Origin of the sequence: Pseudescherichia sp., from assembly GCF_031987975.1 — a bacterium.
In the GTDB taxonomy this organism is placed as follows: domain Bacteria; phylum Pseudomonadota; class Gammaproteobacteria; order Enterobacterales; family Enterobacteriaceae; genus Pseudescherichia.
Map to the genome: position 1 here is coordinate 136,693 of NZ_DALZYX010000007.1, position 15,641 is coordinate 152,333.

General features: G+C 44.6%; 20 protein-coding genes. 16 read left to right on the top strand and 4 right to left on the bottom strand.

Annotation, left to right across the window (positions count from 1 at the left end):
* Positions 1-28: 28 nt before the first annotated feature.
* The 10 genes from RTN40_RS14040 (at position 29) to RTN40_RS14085 (ending at position 9,632) form a co-directional block, all read left to right on the top strand.
* On the top strand, positions 29-484 hold the full coding sequence (locus RTN40_RS14040) for a phage tail tube protein (protein ID WP_312228995.1): 456 nt from the start codon (positions 29-31) through the stop codon (positions 482-484).
* Positions 485-506: 22 nt separating this feature from the next.
* Positions 507-839 carry a hypothetical protein gene (locus RTN40_RS14045; RefSeq protein ID WP_312228996.1) on the top strand — a complete coding sequence of 111 codons (333 nt, stop codon included), beginning with the start codon at positions 507-509 and terminating at the stop codon, positions 837-839.
* Between the two features lie 95 nt (positions 840-934).
* A complete protein-coding gene (locus RTN40_RS14050; protein WP_312228997.1) occupies positions 935-1,228 on the top strand; it encodes a hypothetical protein in 294 nt (97 codons plus the stop codon).
* Entirely contained in the window at positions 1,218-3,440 is a 2,223-nt protein-coding gene (locus tag RTN40_RS14055; RefSeq protein ID WP_312228998.1) for a hypothetical protein, read from the top strand. Before RTN40_RS14050 ends, RTN40_RS14055 begins: the two co-directional genes overlap by 11 nt.
* Positions 3,441-3,498: 58 nt before the next feature.
* Positions 3,499-4,056 carry a hypothetical protein gene (locus RTN40_RS14060; protein WP_312228999.1) on the top strand — a complete coding sequence of 186 codons (558 nt, stop codon included), beginning with the start codon at positions 3,499-3,501 and terminating at the stop codon, positions 4,054-4,056.
* The gene (locus RTN40_RS14065; RefSeq protein ID WP_312229000.1) at positions 4,056-4,679 is read left to right on the top strand and encodes a DUF2163 domain-containing protein; all 624 of its coding nucleotides are present in this window, start codon (positions 4,056-4,058) and stop codon (positions 4,677-4,679) included. The genes RTN40_RS14060 and RTN40_RS14065 overlap by 1 nt, the downstream gene beginning before the upstream one ends.
* Positions 4,676-5,083: a DUF6950 family protein gene (locus RTN40_RS14070; RefSeq protein WP_312229001.1), complete on the top strand. Its 408-nt coding sequence runs from the start codon at positions 4,676-4,678 to the stop codon at positions 5,081-5,083. The genes RTN40_RS14065 and RTN40_RS14070 overlap by 4 nt, the downstream gene beginning before the upstream one ends.
* Positions 5,067-8,369 (top strand): fibronectin type III domain-containing protein, encoded by a 3,303-nt coding sequence (locus RTN40_RS14075; protein WP_312229002.1) that lies wholly within the window; start codon positions 5,067-5,069, stop codon positions 8,367-8,369. Before RTN40_RS14070 ends, RTN40_RS14075 begins: the two co-directional genes overlap by 17 nt.
* 307 nt (positions 8,370-8,676) lie before the next feature.
* Positions 8,677-9,327 carry a hypothetical protein gene (locus tag RTN40_RS14080; RefSeq protein WP_312229003.1) on the top strand — a complete coding sequence of 217 codons (651 nt, stop codon included), beginning with the start codon at positions 8,677-8,679 and terminating at the stop codon, positions 9,325-9,327.
* Positions 9,328-9,359: 32 nt separating this feature from the next.
* Positions 9,360-9,632 (top strand): hypothetical protein, encoded by a 273-nt coding sequence (locus RTN40_RS14085; protein WP_312229004.1) that lies wholly within the window; start codon positions 9,360-9,362, stop codon positions 9,630-9,632.
* Between the two features lie 6 nt (positions 9,633-9,638).
* Here RTN40_RS14085 and RTN40_RS14090 read toward each other — a convergent pair whose 3' ends face one another.
* Positions 9,639-10,085, bottom strand: a complete 447-nt coding sequence (locus RTN40_RS14090; RefSeq protein ID WP_312229005.1) for a glycoside hydrolase family protein — start codon at positions 10,083-10,085, stop codon at positions 9,639-9,641.
* A 37-nt stretch (positions 10,086-10,122) separates the two neighbouring features.
* On the opposite strand from RTN40_RS14090, the gene RTN40_RS14095 reads away from it, so the two are divergent.
* Genes RTN40_RS14095 through RTN40_RS14110 form a run of 4 tightly spaced genes read left to right on the top strand, consistent with a single transcriptional unit; the run spans position 10,123 to position 11,725 of the window.
* The gene (locus RTN40_RS14095; protein WP_312229006.1) at positions 10,123-10,557 is read left to right on the top strand and encodes a hypothetical protein; all 435 of its coding nucleotides are present in this window, start codon (positions 10,123-10,125) and stop codon (positions 10,555-10,557) included.
* A gap of 4 nt (positions 10,558-10,561) precedes the next feature.
* Entirely contained in the window at positions 10,562-11,125 is a 564-nt protein-coding gene (locus RTN40_RS14100; RefSeq protein WP_312229007.1) for a hypothetical protein, read from the top strand.
* 1 nt (position 11,126) lies between these two features.
* Positions 11,127-11,438, top strand: a complete 312-nt coding sequence (locus tag RTN40_RS14105) for a hypothetical protein (RefSeq protein ID WP_312229008.1) — start codon at positions 11,127-11,129, stop codon at positions 11,436-11,438.
* A complete protein-coding gene (locus tag RTN40_RS14110) occupies positions 11,435-11,725 on the top strand; it encodes a hypothetical protein (protein ID WP_312229009.1) in 291 nt (96 codons plus the stop codon). The genes RTN40_RS14105 and RTN40_RS14110 overlap by 4 nt, the downstream gene beginning before the upstream one ends.
* Positions 11,726-11,836: 111 nt before the next feature.
* Here RTN40_RS14110 and RTN40_RS14115 read toward each other — a convergent pair whose 3' ends face one another.
* Both RTN40_RS14115 and RTN40_RS14120 read right to left on the bottom strand, forming a co-directional pair.
* Positions 11,837-12,691 (bottom strand): DUF2806 domain-containing protein, encoded by an 855-nt coding sequence (locus RTN40_RS14115; RefSeq protein WP_312229010.1) that lies wholly within the window; start codon positions 12,689-12,691, stop codon positions 11,837-11,839.
* A gap of 28 nt (positions 12,692-12,719) precedes the next feature.
* The gene (locus RTN40_RS14120; RefSeq protein WP_312229011.1) at positions 12,720-12,968 is read right to left on the bottom strand and encodes a hypothetical protein; all 249 of its coding nucleotides are present in this window, start codon (positions 12,966-12,968) and stop codon (positions 12,720-12,722) included.
* Positions 12,969-13,299: 331 nt separating this feature from the next.
* Between RTN40_RS14120 and RTN40_RS14125 the strand changes: the two genes are divergently transcribed.
* A complete protein-coding gene (locus RTN40_RS14125; RefSeq protein WP_312229012.1) occupies positions 13,300-13,686 on the top strand; it encodes a biofilm formation regulator BssR in 387 nt (128 codons plus the stop codon).
* A 108-nt stretch (positions 13,687-13,794) separates the two neighbouring features.
* Positions 13,795-14,913 carry a PQQ-dependent sugar dehydrogenase gene (locus tag RTN40_RS14130; protein WP_312229013.1) on the top strand — a complete coding sequence of 373 codons (1,119 nt, stop codon included), beginning with the start codon at positions 13,795-13,797 and terminating at the stop codon, positions 14,911-14,913.
* Here RTN40_RS14130 and RTN40_RS14135 read toward each other — a convergent pair.
* A complete protein-coding gene (locus RTN40_RS14135; protein ID WP_312229014.1) occupies positions 14,910-15,536 on the bottom strand; it encodes a glutathione S-transferase family protein in 627 nt (208 codons plus the stop codon). The genes RTN40_RS14130 and RTN40_RS14135 overlap by 4 nt on opposite strands.
* Positions 15,537-15,641: the final 105 nt, after the last annotated feature.

The window sequence follows — 15,641 nt, forward strand, 5'->3', positions numbered from 1 at the left end:
CCAAATTACTTATATAAGGATATATAAAATGGCAATGGATATTTTTTCTGGTGCTAACCTCCGCGTTGAAGTTGGTTCGGCTGGCGGCGGCACACTCGCAACAGATTTTGCAGAAGTCCCCGAAGTAGCGAGTTTCGTAACCAGTGGTTTCGAATCTACCGTAATTGAGGTAACAACTTTCAATTCCAGCTACTCACGTAAACTGCTGGGTACTAAATCAATTCCAGATCTGGAACTGAAGGTGAATTACCTTCCTGATAACGCTGTTCATAAAAAACTAGAACAACTGGCTGATGATCAAAAACGCTGCCAGATCCGTTTGAGTTACTTTGAAGACTCCACTCGTACCAATGGTTTCTATGTGGTTTATCAGTGTCTGGTGTCAAGTACCACGCTGGAAGGTGATAAAGATACTGTCATCACAAAGAATTTCAAACTGACGGTTGACGGTGCAGAGATTCAAAGCGGTCTGCTCGAAGAATAAAAAAATAAATACAGGGAGGACAATGATGTTCTCCCTTTTTCAATGGAATGATAAAATGAATTTAGAAAATCTCAAAAAAAAGCTACAACCTCAACTTCACAAATTTGAAATTGAAGGCGAAACTCTTTACATTCACCGCCCAATGTCAATGGATATTGCAAAGTGCGTTGATCGTGACAGTACTCTAATCGTATGTGTCAAAGACGAAAATAATGATCCAATCTTCAGTACTGAAGATATTGAGGGACGAATCAACCTTAGCATTCTGGACAGCAGCCATCTTGATACTATCTATATTGCTATTATGAATCTTTATAAAACTTCTGACGTAGTAGACGAAATCGAAAAAAAATAAGGGGCGATAACCATTTATTGCATTTCTGCAAGATGGTGAATAAGCGAGGGTTGTCGCCAGACGAGTACTTTAACTTAGATAGTGAAGTGCTCAATATGCTTATGGTCTATGACGCCTATATAGAACCTTCCGGTACTGGCATTGACATGCTATTTCATGCACACCAGTGTTATAACACGGTAATGAATAATCCAAACATTACCAGTGAAGCACGCAAAAAAATTAAGGTATCTGACTTTGATTTTCTGGATATTCTCGGTGAAAACATGACCACGAAAGAGCGAAGCGAATTGCGAGATAAAAAGAAAAAGGAAAAACAGGCCAATGATCTTGATTACATGAAGAATGAAATTAAGAAGCTGGCGTTAAGGAATAAAAATGGCAAATAATAACAGAATTGAATTTAATATTGATGCCGATATCTCAGGATTGCAGCGGGCGTTACAGCGTGGAGAGGCATCAATAAATGATTTCGGCAGCAATGCGGGCGGGGCAGTACAGGAAATCGCGGGGCACTTCTCCGGCCTGGCTGGAAGTCTTGCAACCTCATTCACGAGTATCGCTGGGGCAGCAGCGGTTGGTGCTGGAGGATTAGCCCTGCTCATCAATTCATCACGTGAATATGTCAGTGAGATGAATGAGATCAGTCGCAGTACTGGATTATCGGTAGTTCAGTTACAACAGCTCAGTAGTGCTTTTGCGGGTCTGGGACTACAGATCGATAAATTCGGGGATTTTAATAAAGATACCCTTGATAAGCTCGGGGATAGTTTCAGGGCTGGCGGTGGTGTTGCAGATGATTTGAAAGAATATGGATTAAACCTTCAGGATTATAACAAATATCTGAAGCAGTCAGATGGTGGTATGAAAGCAGTTATTCATACCTTCTATGCTATGCGTGATGCTGGTAAATCTCAGGCTGAGATAGTGAACGTCATGGAAACACTTGCCTCAGACTCATCTCACATGATCAGTATCTTGCAACAGTTTAAGAGCGAAACTGAGGCAATGAATTATGTGCAGAGCCAGAACGCCGCCGTGAGCAATGAGGCGGCACAGAGCTATGCGGAATTTGATAAAAACCTGTCAAGACTTACCGGGAATGTTAAAGGTACAATTGCGAATGGCCTCAACCCATTAGTTGAGGTAATGAATAAGGTCTATGACGCATCAAGTCAGAAACCCCATGAGGCAGGACTATTTGAGGATCTGAACGAACGAATCAAAAAATCCACGGGTTCGCTCAAAGACATGCTGGATATATGGCAGCAATTACGGCTGGCAGGTGCCCTAAACTATCAGGGAGCCGCTCTACATACAGGGAGCATGGACAATGGCAAATCTAATGATTTCGCAAAACAGAAAGAAAACCTTTCTGCCCTCGTTAATACGTTTAAGAATGACATTGCAGTAGCGACAGCCCCTCAAGACGGCTGGCGGGACAAGAAAAAGGATGCCGAAGACGCTGCTAAGAAGCTGGAAGCCGAACGTAACAAAGCGGCAGCAGCCCAGAAGGCGGCGGATGCTAAACGCCTACAGGCTCAGCGTAATCTGGAGGCAGCACTCAGCCAGATTGGAGAGAACGCTGGCGATCTCCGCCTGAAGTCTTTCGAGAGGCAACAGGCAGCTCTAATAAAAACTATCCAGGATAGTGCAAAGACTCTCGGCCTCCCGGCTGATAAGTTAGCTAAGTACATTGACAGTGCGAACCAGTCTGCAAACTTCCAGCGTACTAACCTCGTTAACTCCATGATTGGCTATACCGATCCTAATCAGGGACTGAAAGACACCAATACGCTGATTTCAAGCGGTGGCCTGAACCAGAAACAGACTGGCTTCCTTGCAGATCAACAGAACCAGCGGATCAATGGTGATAACCCATTCGCCTATGATAATACTCAGCAGGAACTAAAACAGAACCAGGAAGCGATGAATCTGGAGCTACAGCAGAATGATTTGCTACTGAAAGGTCACGAGGACTATGAGAAGCGGAAACAGGAGATCACGGCGAAATATAATGCACAGGCAATCACGATTACTAATCAGAACGCCCAGGCACAGCTAAGTATCTTTGGTACTGCTGCTGATTCACTGGCCCAGGGTATGACGGATGTATTCGGGAAGAGTAGCGGTGCTGCAAAGGCCGCATACATGGCAAGTCGCGGAATTACTATTGCACAAACAGTACTGTCCATTCAGTCAGCACTGGCCCAGGCTCTTGCAACTCCATTCCCGGCCTCCCTTGCAGCATATGCACAGGTTGCCTCACTGGGGATGTCTATTATCAGTACTGCAAAGGGAGCTTCATCAGGACAATTCCACGGTGGTATAGATGAACTCCCTTCTCACCTGGATAATAAATCCTTTGTACTCAAAGCGGGTGAGCGTGTAGTTCAACCTGAATCAAATAAAAAGCTCACTAAATTCCTGGATAATCAGGAAAAGAACGGCGGTAGCAGTACTGGTGACATTATTGTAAATGCAAATCTAATTATACAGGGTAGCACTGTAGATGATGACGCTAAGTACCAACAGATGTTGAAAAAACATCAAAATAGTGTATTGCAAGCGGTAAGACAAGCTACGAAAAGGAACACTTAAGATAGAGGCTACGGCCTCTATTCTTATAAATATCTATATAAAATAAAAAGGATTTTATATGGCGACATTTTCAAATAACGTGAAGGTTAATAACTTTCAGTACAAAAGCGTTGAGCCAGTCTATTCAAATCAGTCATGGACAGGTCAGCGAATTATGCGTAGTTCGGGCATTCAGTACTATCAGATTCAATTTCAATTAAATTTCAACGTAGAGCACATTGGCGAAGTAAACGCTTTTCTTGCTGAATATAGTCAGGGAAAACCATTCACACTCTCAATGGGGCATATCAGTACCTATCGTGGTGGGATGGTGGGTGCATTAACTTCCCAGGGATCTTCGTCGAAAGGTACGAAATTAATTACTACAAACAGTAATGCAATGGCAGTGGGTGAACTCATTCAGTTTTCAAACCATAAGAAAATTTATCGAATTGTGGACCGTACTGATACGTCCCTGACGATTTTCCCGGCATTGCAAAATACCGTTCAGCCTTACGAGTTGATAACTTATAACAATCTAATGATTGAAGCAGTACTGGACCCAGATAATGATTATTCGATGACAGTCGGAAAGCTCATGAGTATTACATTGAAGGCTACGGAGAATATTACATAATGGATGATGGTATTTTAACAAATAGTTCACTGCTTAAGTACTGGCAGCTCGTTCGCGGTACTGCAAAGACAAAATTAACAATCATGGAAGTCATGAGCTTGGGTGTTCATGTCACTTTTTTTGATGTTATGCCTCGCGGTGAAAGTGGTTTTCACTGGACAGATTCACTCGTAGATATTGAGTTAAACGGTAATCTGTATACCAGCTTCCCCGATATTATTAGCGGTTCTTTGCCCTCGTTTAGCGAGGCAAAAGGAATCAATAATGATGCAATCAGTTTCAAGGTAAGTAATGTCAATCCTTCAGTACGGGCACTTGCTTTCGGTGGGAAATTCAAAGACGCCCAAATGAATGTCACACTGGTAATCCTCAATCCATATGACAGTAAACCATTATATTCAGTAAGAATGTTTACGGGTTTTATCGATTACGTTACTGCTTCAGTTGATCCTAACCAGAAAACTAATGATATGGAAATTCATGTTAATAGCGTCTACAAAAAGCTCGACCGCCAGGCAGCATTAATCGCAGCGAACGCAGTTTATCAATCTTATTTCCCAAGCGACGAGTATTTCAGCCTACTCGGACAAATCAATCAATCCCAGACATGGAGGTATAAATGATGCATAACAAGATTATGGAAATAATTCAGTACGCTCTCGATAACCCTTATAAGTATGGCGATAACGATTGCAATATTATTGTACTGAGACTTATCGACTTGATTAATGGGACAACTACCTTAGCGAATCGTCAATATAAGACCGTTAAGCAGGGTATCAAGGGTCTGAATAAGCAGGGCTGGAACCATACTGGAGAAGTAGTTGAACAGTACTGTGATGAGGTTACACATACTATTGACGGCGATATCTGGCTAGACCCGGATAATGAATTAATTATGGCAGTGGTTGTTAGTGGTCGAGTACTGGGTGTGAATGAAGAGCACAATGGATTTGTACTTCAGGCAAAGCCCAAAAATGGAAAGTATTACAGAGTAAGGAAACAGAGTAATGGGGAAAATAACTAAAGGGGGCATTTTCGGTGCTATTGTAAGTGCAGTCATCGTGGCTGCCGCAGTCTATTTCACCGGAGGTACAGTACTGGCAGCAATTGGCTGGGGTGCCGCAGCCGGGGCAGTTAGTTTAGTGGCATCTTCTATGCTCAGTCAGATTGGAGTACAGGGATATGGGGACGTGGCCGATACTGCCAGCCGAAGTACCTCAGCCACTACGGGCTTGCCAGTACTATACGGTGGTCAATACCCACACAAGAACGGCGTTAGCGGGGGTAGTTTCATCTATACGGGTTCAATTGTCCCCTGGGTAAACGTACTCAATGGTGACTCTCAATATCTGTTTAGTGAACAGGCAATCTGTTATACGGGCGTAGCAAAGCATATCGAACAACTTTACATCGATCAGGAGCCAGTACTTGCAGTACCCGTCACTGCTGATGGAGTAGTTCCCCGTGCGAATATTGCAAGCAAATATCAGGATATATTGCAATTAGAGGTGCGTTTCGGTGGTGATTATACCGATACAAAAACTCTGGCAAAAGAATATGCAGGTCCGAAATGGACTGATAAATTTCTCGGTAAGGGACTTGTCACTGTATCCGTTGTTATTAAAAAAACTCAGGACTCAATGGAAAACAGCCTGCTGGTCAATGACCAGTTCACGCTAACAGCAGAGATGAAAGGCCAGGAAATTTTAGATTTAGTCACCGGGAATAAATTAGCAACTTCCAGCCCGCCTTCAATTATCTATGATTATCTGACGAATAATATCTATGGCATGAATATTGAGCCGTCATTAATCAATATTGATACGTTTATTGAAACGGCAGCATACTGTAATCAGATGGAGTATTACGCCAATGGGGCTATTTCCTATCAGAGTTCTTTCAAGGAAAACATTGATAATATCTGTCAGGTAGCGGGAATTATCATATATGTTAATGCAGGCAAGATTTGCATGACAACGGACCGTAAAACACTCTCTGTTGCTTCATTTGATGAACATAATATCTTTGGACAGGTGCAATTAACTACATCGGGAAGTACTGACTATTTTAATATCGTCGATGCGAAGTACACTAATCCCGCCTCAATGTATGCCACGGACGTATTACGAATCCCATCGGAACTGAGTCAGGACGAGTTAATTAAAACTGACCGCCAGACAATCCCAATCAGCCGGGATTACACGTGGTGTTACGACCAGGATACGTTATCACGTATGGTAAACGTTGATGTTCTCAAGGCTAAATACGCGTTAAGTACTCTTACGTTCACAACCAGTGAAGGGTGGGATTTGAAAGTATGGGATTCGATTGACGTCAAAATTGATGAGCTGGCCGTGAATGGTAAATTCAAGGTACTGTCAAAGGATATTGAAACTAATCAGGAAAGCATCGGGTACTGCACCATTACGTGCGTTGAAGCTCCCGATGCCATGTATGATGGAGTAGATCCGGGTGTGTGGTCGCCGGGTGGTGTACTTGACCTGTCAGCACTAACAGTAATTCCGCCCACTAATCTACGTGCATCTCGTAAGGGCAACGTTGCAAGTGGCTCTATCGTAGAGCTGGCCTGGGATGCCAGTACTGATCCGTACCTCAGAGGTTATTACATTTATTATAAACTCAGTACTGCAACAAACTGGACGTATGCTGGCAGTACAAATATCCAAAAAACTGATTATGAATTATTTGGACTGTCTGACACGGAGAAATATGATTTTGCTGTAGAGGCGTATTCAAATATTGGGCGTAAGAGCACGAAGTCAACTCTTAATGGTTTAGTGCCTACATACAACTTTGCACTACCTAGTATTACGGGTGTCCAGCTAGCTAACCATACTGTAGGGGATTATGAGACTGATTCGAGTGATTTCAATATTACGTGGGATAACCAGAAGAATCTCGTAATTGGTGGGCGTCCATTCTCGGACTATTTCAAGTACTACGTAATTAATATCTATAATGGCAGTGCCTTAGTCAAGACGTTCTATACTCAGGAAAACAGCTTTAACTACACATTAGCTCTGAACGATTCACGAATCCGAAAACCTACCATTGGTATTATTGCCCAGGGTTTTAATAGCGGTACATATTCACAGGAAGTTAAAATTACTGTAGAGAATAAACAATGTGGATTAGTGCAGGGCGTAAATTTTACGGGTGGTTTCGGTAATTTGTTCGTCTCATGGACTCCCTCAGCAGAAAGGGATTATGAGGGTGCGGTACTGTTAATCTCGAATGGGATTAGTACGCGGCTGGAGTCACTAAAAGCTTATTCCCATGATTCATTATCATGTACTGATGGTGAATACAGGGTAAAACTTGGACTCTATGATGTATTTGGTCAGGATAATATTCAGTACTCTGCTGAACAAGTAATCAATCTCAATAGCAAGTACGTATATACGGAAGAGGATGCAGCGGAAATCAATAGTATTCTCGATCTCAGTGATCGACTTACGGAAACGCTGAATAGTGCCGTCACGATAGCCAATAACAATACCAGTACTGTAGTGTCCCAGGCAGAGTCCCGCACGAGTGATAAAATTACTGCCAGTGAAAGGACATTGACTACTCAGATCACCAATGTGAATGACAGCCTCAGTCAACGTCTCTCCACAGTTGAGAGTACGGCTTCCGGGAACAGATCATCTATCTCATCACTTGAGCAAACAGTGACGAATAACAATTCTGCACAGGCCAATGCAGTAGCCCAGCTACGTACGGACGTGAACGGGCAGATCGGTACTGTAAACCAGCAGATGAGCACTAAGGCCACGGCAAGTACGGTAGACAGTAATTACACACTCTCAGTGAATGCCAACGGTACAGTAGCGGGGATGCGTTTAGTAGCCAGTCAGAGTACGAGCTATAACAGTGCGATCTACTTTGCCGCCGATAAGTTCATTGTCAATGGAAGTGACAGTGCCGTAGCTGGCGGGACTGCACCATTTGCAGTGGTTAACGGTACTACCTACATCAAGACATCAATGATTCAGGCCGCAAGTATTGGGACTGGGTACATTGCCGATGCAGCAATCACTTCTCTTAAGCTGGCATATGGTTCAGTAAATGAACTTCATGTACAGGATGGAAGCATCAGTAACGCCAAAATTGGTAACTACATTGCCAGTAATAACTATGTCTATAACCAGTCTGGTTGGTATATGGGCAAGGACGGAACATTACTGATAAATGGCAATGGTGGTACGGGTCGCATGGTAATTAGTAACAGTCAAATCGTCATATATGACAATAACGGCACATTGCGTGTACGTATGGGACTATGGTGATTTTATGCAGGGAATACAATGCTGGGATCAGTACGGAAGGCTGATAGTTGACGTTGGCGATTATAATATGCGTTATGTCAGTACTGTCACTCTGAATGTCGGACCGGGTGCTAATGCCTGGTCTGTAGGTGTACAGGGTATGCGTCCTAATGGCTGGTTAGCAGTAATGCGAACTAATTTATACTGGAATGAGTACTATTGTATTCCGGGGGATAACGCTTTCACGGTGCAGTACTTATTACCATATGCACCATATGCAACAACGCTAATTTTTGACGTATACAAATATGATTTTTAAGGGGGGGCCATGTCAGGTTTCGAGGTTTATAATTCGGCAGGTGCTCTGACTATTGATAGTGGTTGGGGGAAATCAATTGTGATGAGCAGTGTCAAGGCGATGGGGGGATTACTGGATACTGGGTTCTACCGTTTTAATAGCAGTCTGGGGGATGGTTCTGTACTGGGATTTCTCACATCCGATTTTTTTCCCGCAGAGGGGTTACGATGGTTTCAGCCACAGGTAAACGGCAGCTACTGTTTTCCGGGGGCGTCACTCTATCAGGCAGGGACGGGGCGTTTCATGCTGAGTAACAATACTACGCCCCTCCAGAGTGGCTATCTGGACGTGTTTGATCCGGGAGGGCAATTAACGTTCAGTGCAGCCAGTGCCGGGACAATGCCGCGTATCATGGATTTTTTCACCGTACCTGCAACACATGATTTGGCAACGGCAATTACACTCAACACGGCATTTGCCGATCCGTGGATTTGCATCAGCCAGTGTCCTGGTAACGTCTCCAGTGACGGTTCTCAGGGTGGTTATTCGGGACTCATGATACGTCGAGTCACTAGCACTCAGTTTCAGTTGCAGTACCTGAACCGGTTCCAGAAGCCATACCGCACAGCAATGGGCGGCAATGGAATCCGAATTGCCCTCGCATACTTCACGGGGTACTAAATACTTGATAAAAATAATAAAAAGGTGTGTATATGGAAATTGGCAGCATTATTGCTCTGACGGTTTCAGTACTGGGATTTTTCTGGACAATCTATCGTGATAAGTCTGGAGATAACAGTACTGTACTTGAACGAATCACTAAAATTGAGACTAAAGTACTCCTAACGGAAAGTAATATTTCTCGTTTAGAGGCAGAGCAGGACGAAATGAAGAAGACTTTAAAATCTTTAGAAGCTCAGATCAATCAAATGAATCTCAAGGTTGAACGAATTTTAACAATTTTAGAAAACAATAAAGGGGCGTAATGCCCCTTATTTGTTTTTTAACTCTGCTACCATTGCATTGACGCGGTTTGGTGTCTGCCTGTACCACAAAGAATCTTTGGCCTGCCGTATCGCTTCTGGATAATTCCCCACTCGCAAGGCGTCAATCATCTTGCGAAATTTACGTACTCCCGCTAATCCTAACTGAAACGTCATGATAACAAGAAATGCCTGCCAGTCATCCGGTACGTTTAAACCCAGCGTTTGAACTTGAACAATCGCCTTTGCAATATCCTTGTCAAGCAATGCATCAGCTTGTGCTTCGGTAAGGCCACTGCTGAAATTTTCACCGGGCATAATCAGGTGTCCATAACCGATAGTCATTTTTCCCAGTGAATCAGGATAGGGATAGAATTTACCGTTGCGATAGTATTTCTTCATCTGCTGATACTGTAGGGTGCCCTCATAGGCTTTTAATCTCTCATTTAAATTCATTTCATAAATACCATATAAATTAATGTGTGAGGTATTTATGAACGCATGGAAATATGCGGGTGAGTGGGAAGAGAATGATATAGCCGGGAACAATTACGCCGGGTTTATCTACATGTTCCGGTTCCCCGAATCAGGGCAGGTGTACTATGGGAGCAAGCAGATTTACAAAAGGGTGAAGGATGCGAGTAAGATTAAACCCACATCCGTTGAAAATGGCTGGCGGGAATATTCAAGTTCAAGCTCGTTAGTAAATCGACTTATTGATGAGGGGGCAATTTATGAACGTATCATTCTGTGGGCATTTCCCAGTATGAATGAAACGCTTCTTGCAGAGTTATCACTCATCGCCTGTGAGGGGCTTCATCCTCTTTGCCTGAACTATGCAGTAATGCACAAGTGTAAACTACCTGGCAGTACTGAACGCCTCAAAATTTATAATATTATGCAAGAAGTTCGAACGTGGTTGAGGTAAATATATGGCTACAGTAAATGGCATTTCTAACGCAACGGCCTATTTGAAGCAAAAAGGCAGGGAGTTCGGTAAGAACTTCCAGAATGAAATAATTAACCGGTCTAAAGCGTTAGCAATGAAAATGCAGAAAGATATGAATAATGCCGTCGATAAAGGCGGTGTCCCCTTTACGCAACGTTCGATCCTCTTCATGTACAAAAAGACGGGTACGGGTGTCCGTACTACCATTCTCGTTAAAAACGTACAGGCCAAGTACTTATATGACATTCTCGTAAAAGAGAAGGCAATTGATAAGTTTGTCCCTACCAGTAAAGCTCGTTTAACAAAGCAGGGGAATATTTCAGGACTGCAAAAGAACTTACAGACAGGACGATATAAAATTGCTAAGGGTAAAAATGGTAAGGTTCGCCTCATCGATACAACTCAGAAGAAGAAAGAGAAGCGGATTATTGCAGTACGAGAAAGGAAGAAGCGTAAGTTAATCTATGACTTCTACGGCGAAGCCGAAAAGGGTGCTCGTATGATTCTTAGTGGTATTAAGGGAACTTTTATTTTTAAAAAGGGATAATATGAATTTTGATGAACATTATGGCGATTTGACGGAAGAGATTACCCTGGCGGGGATTACTCCCGTAGCTAATAGTCTGCCAATTCAAAAGTGCTTTCTGGGTAAAAAGTTCCAGAAGGCAATAAAAAACAGTGACCATGAAATAACCACCTTTATGAATGTTGGTTTTGAGAAACCCCAGATATTCGAAAACGGTTCAGTACTAACATGGTCGATGCAGGGACAGAATCTAGATGTTTTTGTCATTGACAGTAAGCAATTATTTGTCAAGGGAAGAAACTTCTGGGTATATGCAGTAGGAATTATCGAATGATAAGTATAATTTTAGATCTAATCAAAACTGGTTTTGGCTTTTTCCAGAAAAAAGAGCAAAGCAAAAGTGAATCAACAGCTCAGACTAATCATGAACAAAACCAGATTACTCTTGAAGAAACACGACAGGGATTTACTTGGCGTCAATGTTTAGGTTACGTGCTGGCGTTTATCATCGCATGGAATTACGTAATTGTGCCAGTACTGGACTATTTCGGCATCGTAATATTCAGTCTACCGCTGGGGCAGATTTTTCAAGTACTGATTTTGTTGCTGGGTGGTAGTTAAGATTGTGCAGGTGTAATCACCTGCACTTTTTTATGTCTAATATAATGCAACACGGGATGGTACAGAATGAATTTTTATTGAAACACATTACCTCTCGAGTATCGTATATGTTTATTTTATTTCTGTAATCGTTATGCTTACCGGACTTTCTTTTGTATTGATTTTTTTTAAGTACTTATCTAAATATTCATAGTCTGGAGTTGAGCCACATATTGCTATAATTTCACGTCCAACTGGTGTCAACAAGGCTGTCCCGGTTCTTATTCTCCAATCCTTGCTATCTTCGCTTTTAAATTCAACACGCATTACTATATTATAATAATCCATGCGGGATGCTTTTGCATTGTAAGTTAAACTATAACCCATGCTCTGCTGAATTATCCCCATAGAATCCAATGCTGCTAGTTGTGCAAAGTTAATACCCTCAATATTTCCATCTGCATCTTCTACTAGGATAGGTGTAAGATAAATTGCTTGCCATACAAATTTTCCAAAATAAGTAATGAGTTCAGCTTCTTCTCTACTTAAAGTAGATAATAGTCTAAGAGTTCTTCTACTGAAAGAACCATTAGATTTTGCCTCTTCAGAAAGGATTCTTGCCCATAATGTTTGCATCTGCTCATCAGTTACATCTTCACATTCTTTAAAGAAAGCTTCGATCCAGTCCTCATCAATGTCGCTTACGCTATCTTCATCGTTAAGATTTTGTGCCGCCTGAATTGTAATGCTTTCAATATTCTCTTGCCGTTTAGTTTCACGTTTCAAAAAACGTTCGGCAGCTCTTTTTTCAATACCTTCCAGTTGCAATTTCGAAACTAACTCTGTTCGCTTGGCATCAGCTTCAGCCTTAGCCTTTCTTCTAATTCTGGTAGGCTCATAAAGGATTCCAACCGCATCACAAACCTTTCCGACTAATTTTTCCCCAGGCTTTGATAAACCAGAAAAACTGAAATCTATAAGGCTCATTATTTCCTCCTATGATAATTAACGGTGTTTACTCACATTCCCAAATAGTATTCTGTACCCCAGTCCCAGCAGGTAAACGCGGATTGGCGTTAGCACTATGGGTATAAGTCGCTTTAGATTTTCCGTACTGCTGACAAGCTGCATTTGCAGTTTTCTGCAAGCTATCGAGACCATACCAGCCATCAGATTGAATGCTTACTGTTTTACCATCATTGTACTGAACCAATGCACAGCCTGATAAGGTCAATGCAATTAAAGTTATACATAGGTTTTTCATTATTTTTACCCTAGATTCATGCACTTAACTCATTTGTTTATTTTGTGAGCTGAATATAGATCTTGATTGTTTGGGCAGCCCAGGGAGACAAAACCAATACGCGGTTGTTGTATGCTCATACGCTCACAAAGTAAACAGAAGAAAAAACCGGGCGATTTTACACGGGTTTTCAACGACTCTCTACTGCTAACTCAACGGGTTAAATTTTGTTTACGTTGTCACACTGTAAAAATTGTTAAACTCTGGATAATTATTGACCCAGCGCATAATTTTGAACAAAAAATGATCTTATGCTTGATCTGCGATTAGGCCGACAAGGGGAGGATCATGTATGACCGTTGACAGACTGAGACGAAGTCTGCTGAGAAAACTTGCTAACGCCAGTATCGATCTTGCGGCGTATGTCCAGCTCAGAAAGGCGAAGGGTTACATGTCGGTCAGCGAAAGCAACTATCTGCGTGACAGCTTTTTTGAACTATCAACACTAATACGCGATCTCGAGCGGCATGCTTATGCCGTCCCGGATGCGAAAGAACGTGAAATGCTGTGCCGGGCAGAGGGGGCACTCTCCTCTGCGGGTATATGTATGATGAGCGGCCACCATGACTGCCCAAACTACATTGCTGTGAACGTAGAGACGCTCGACCGCTGTCTCAAAACCCTTAACATATGCATTCAGAACCTCAACGAGCATGAACCGCTGGTTGTGGAAGCCTGAATCCCCGGGGGAGGCAACTCCCCCTTCTGCTTAAGCTTTTGTAAAAATGGGCGCACGCAACGTTCCGCTGGCTACGCTTTATGCCAGAGACCCTTAAAGGAGTGCCCCATGCACCGCAACGCCCTGATTTTTATCCCCGCGCTGTTTCTGTCCGCCTCGGTTTTTGCCGCGCCCGCGCCGGTAAAGGTCGATGTGCTGCAAAGCAAACTCGATCGCCCGTGGTCGCTGGCATTCCTGCCTGACAATAAAGGCATGCTCATTACCCTGCGCGGCGGCCAGCTGCGCCACTGGCAGGCGGGGAGCGGACTGTCCGATCCTCTTTCCGGCGTGCCGAAAGTATGGGCTAACGGGCAGGGCGGACTGTTTGACGTGGTGCTGGCCCCGGACTTTGCTCAGTCGCGCCGGGTGTGGCTGAGCTACGCCGAAGCGGGCAGCGACGGCAAGGCCGGAACGGCGGTGGGCTACGGGCGGTTAAGCGACGATCTCACCCGCCTGGAGGCCTTTAAGGTCGTCTTTCGCCAGACGCCTAAGCTCTCCACCGGCAACCACTTCGGTGGGCGGCTGGTCTTTGATGGCAAAGGCTACCTCTATATTGCCCTGGGGGAGAACAATCAGCGCTCTACAGCCCAGGATCTCGATAAGCTCCAGGGCAAGCTGGTGCGCCTCACCGATGAGGGTGCGGTACCAAATGATAACCCCTTCGCTAACAACGCCAGCGCCCGCAAGGAGATCTGGTCTTACGGCATCCGTAACCCGCAGGGGATGGCGATGAATCCCTGGACCGATACTCTGTGGTTAAACGAGCACGGGCCGCGTGGCGGAGATGAGATTAACATCCCACAGAAAGGCAAAAACTACGGCTGGCCGCTGGCAACCTGGGGCATCAACTATAGCGGGATGAAGATCCCGGAGGCCAAGGGAGAGATTGTGGCCGGCACCGAGCAGCCTGCTTTCTACTGGAAAGACTCCCCGGCGGTGAGCGGGATGGCGTTCTATAACGCATCAACCTTCCCGCAGTGGCAGCACAAGCTGTTCATTGGCGCGCTGAAGGACAAGGACGTGATTGTGATGAGCGTGAACGGAGATAAAGTTACCGAAGATGGGCGTATCCTGGGGGATCGCAACCAGCGCATCCGCGACGTGCGGGTTGGTCCCGACGGCTACCTCTATGTGCTCACCGACGAGTCCGACGGCGAGCTGTTAAAGGTTAGCCCGACGGGAAATTAGGTCACCGGGATCATCACAATTTTACGGTAGGCAGGGCGCTCGCTCAGGGCGTCGTACCAGCGTTGCAGGTGCGGACGCGGCGTCCACGTCAGGCCAACATTCCACAGGTTATAGACGAAGGGCGCCACGGCGATATCCCCGAGGCCAAACTCCTCTCCGGAGAGCCACGGCGTTTTTGCCAGCGCGTTATCCAGAATCTCAAACAGCGGCTCGCAGGCGGCAATGCCCGCCTCAATCACCGCCGGATCGCGTTTTTCTACCGGCGTTCTGACCAGGTTCATCAATAGCACCCGGTGAGCGGGGGAGAGCGTGCCGTTGGCCCAGTCCATCCACTTTTCAGCCTGGGCACGGGCGGCAGGCGGCTCGATCCACAGGCGACCCTGACCATACTGTGCTGCCAGGAAGCGCACAATGGTATTTGACTCCCATAGCACGCTGTCGGTCTCATCGTCGCGGAACAGCGGCACCAGCCCGTTGGGATTCAGCGCCAGATACTCCGGGCTATGGTTCAGGCCATGCTCCAGCCCGGCCAGAATTTGCGTATACGGCAGCTCCAGCTCTTCAAGGGTCCATAAGACTTTTTTTACGTTGGTCGAGTTGTTTCTGCCCCACAGCGTGATCATAAAAACTCCTTCTTTCCGTCAGCAACCGGGCGCTGTCATCAGCACCATATGGCTGACATAGTGGGATAAAGTTAACATTCAGGCAACGACAAACAAAAAAATCCC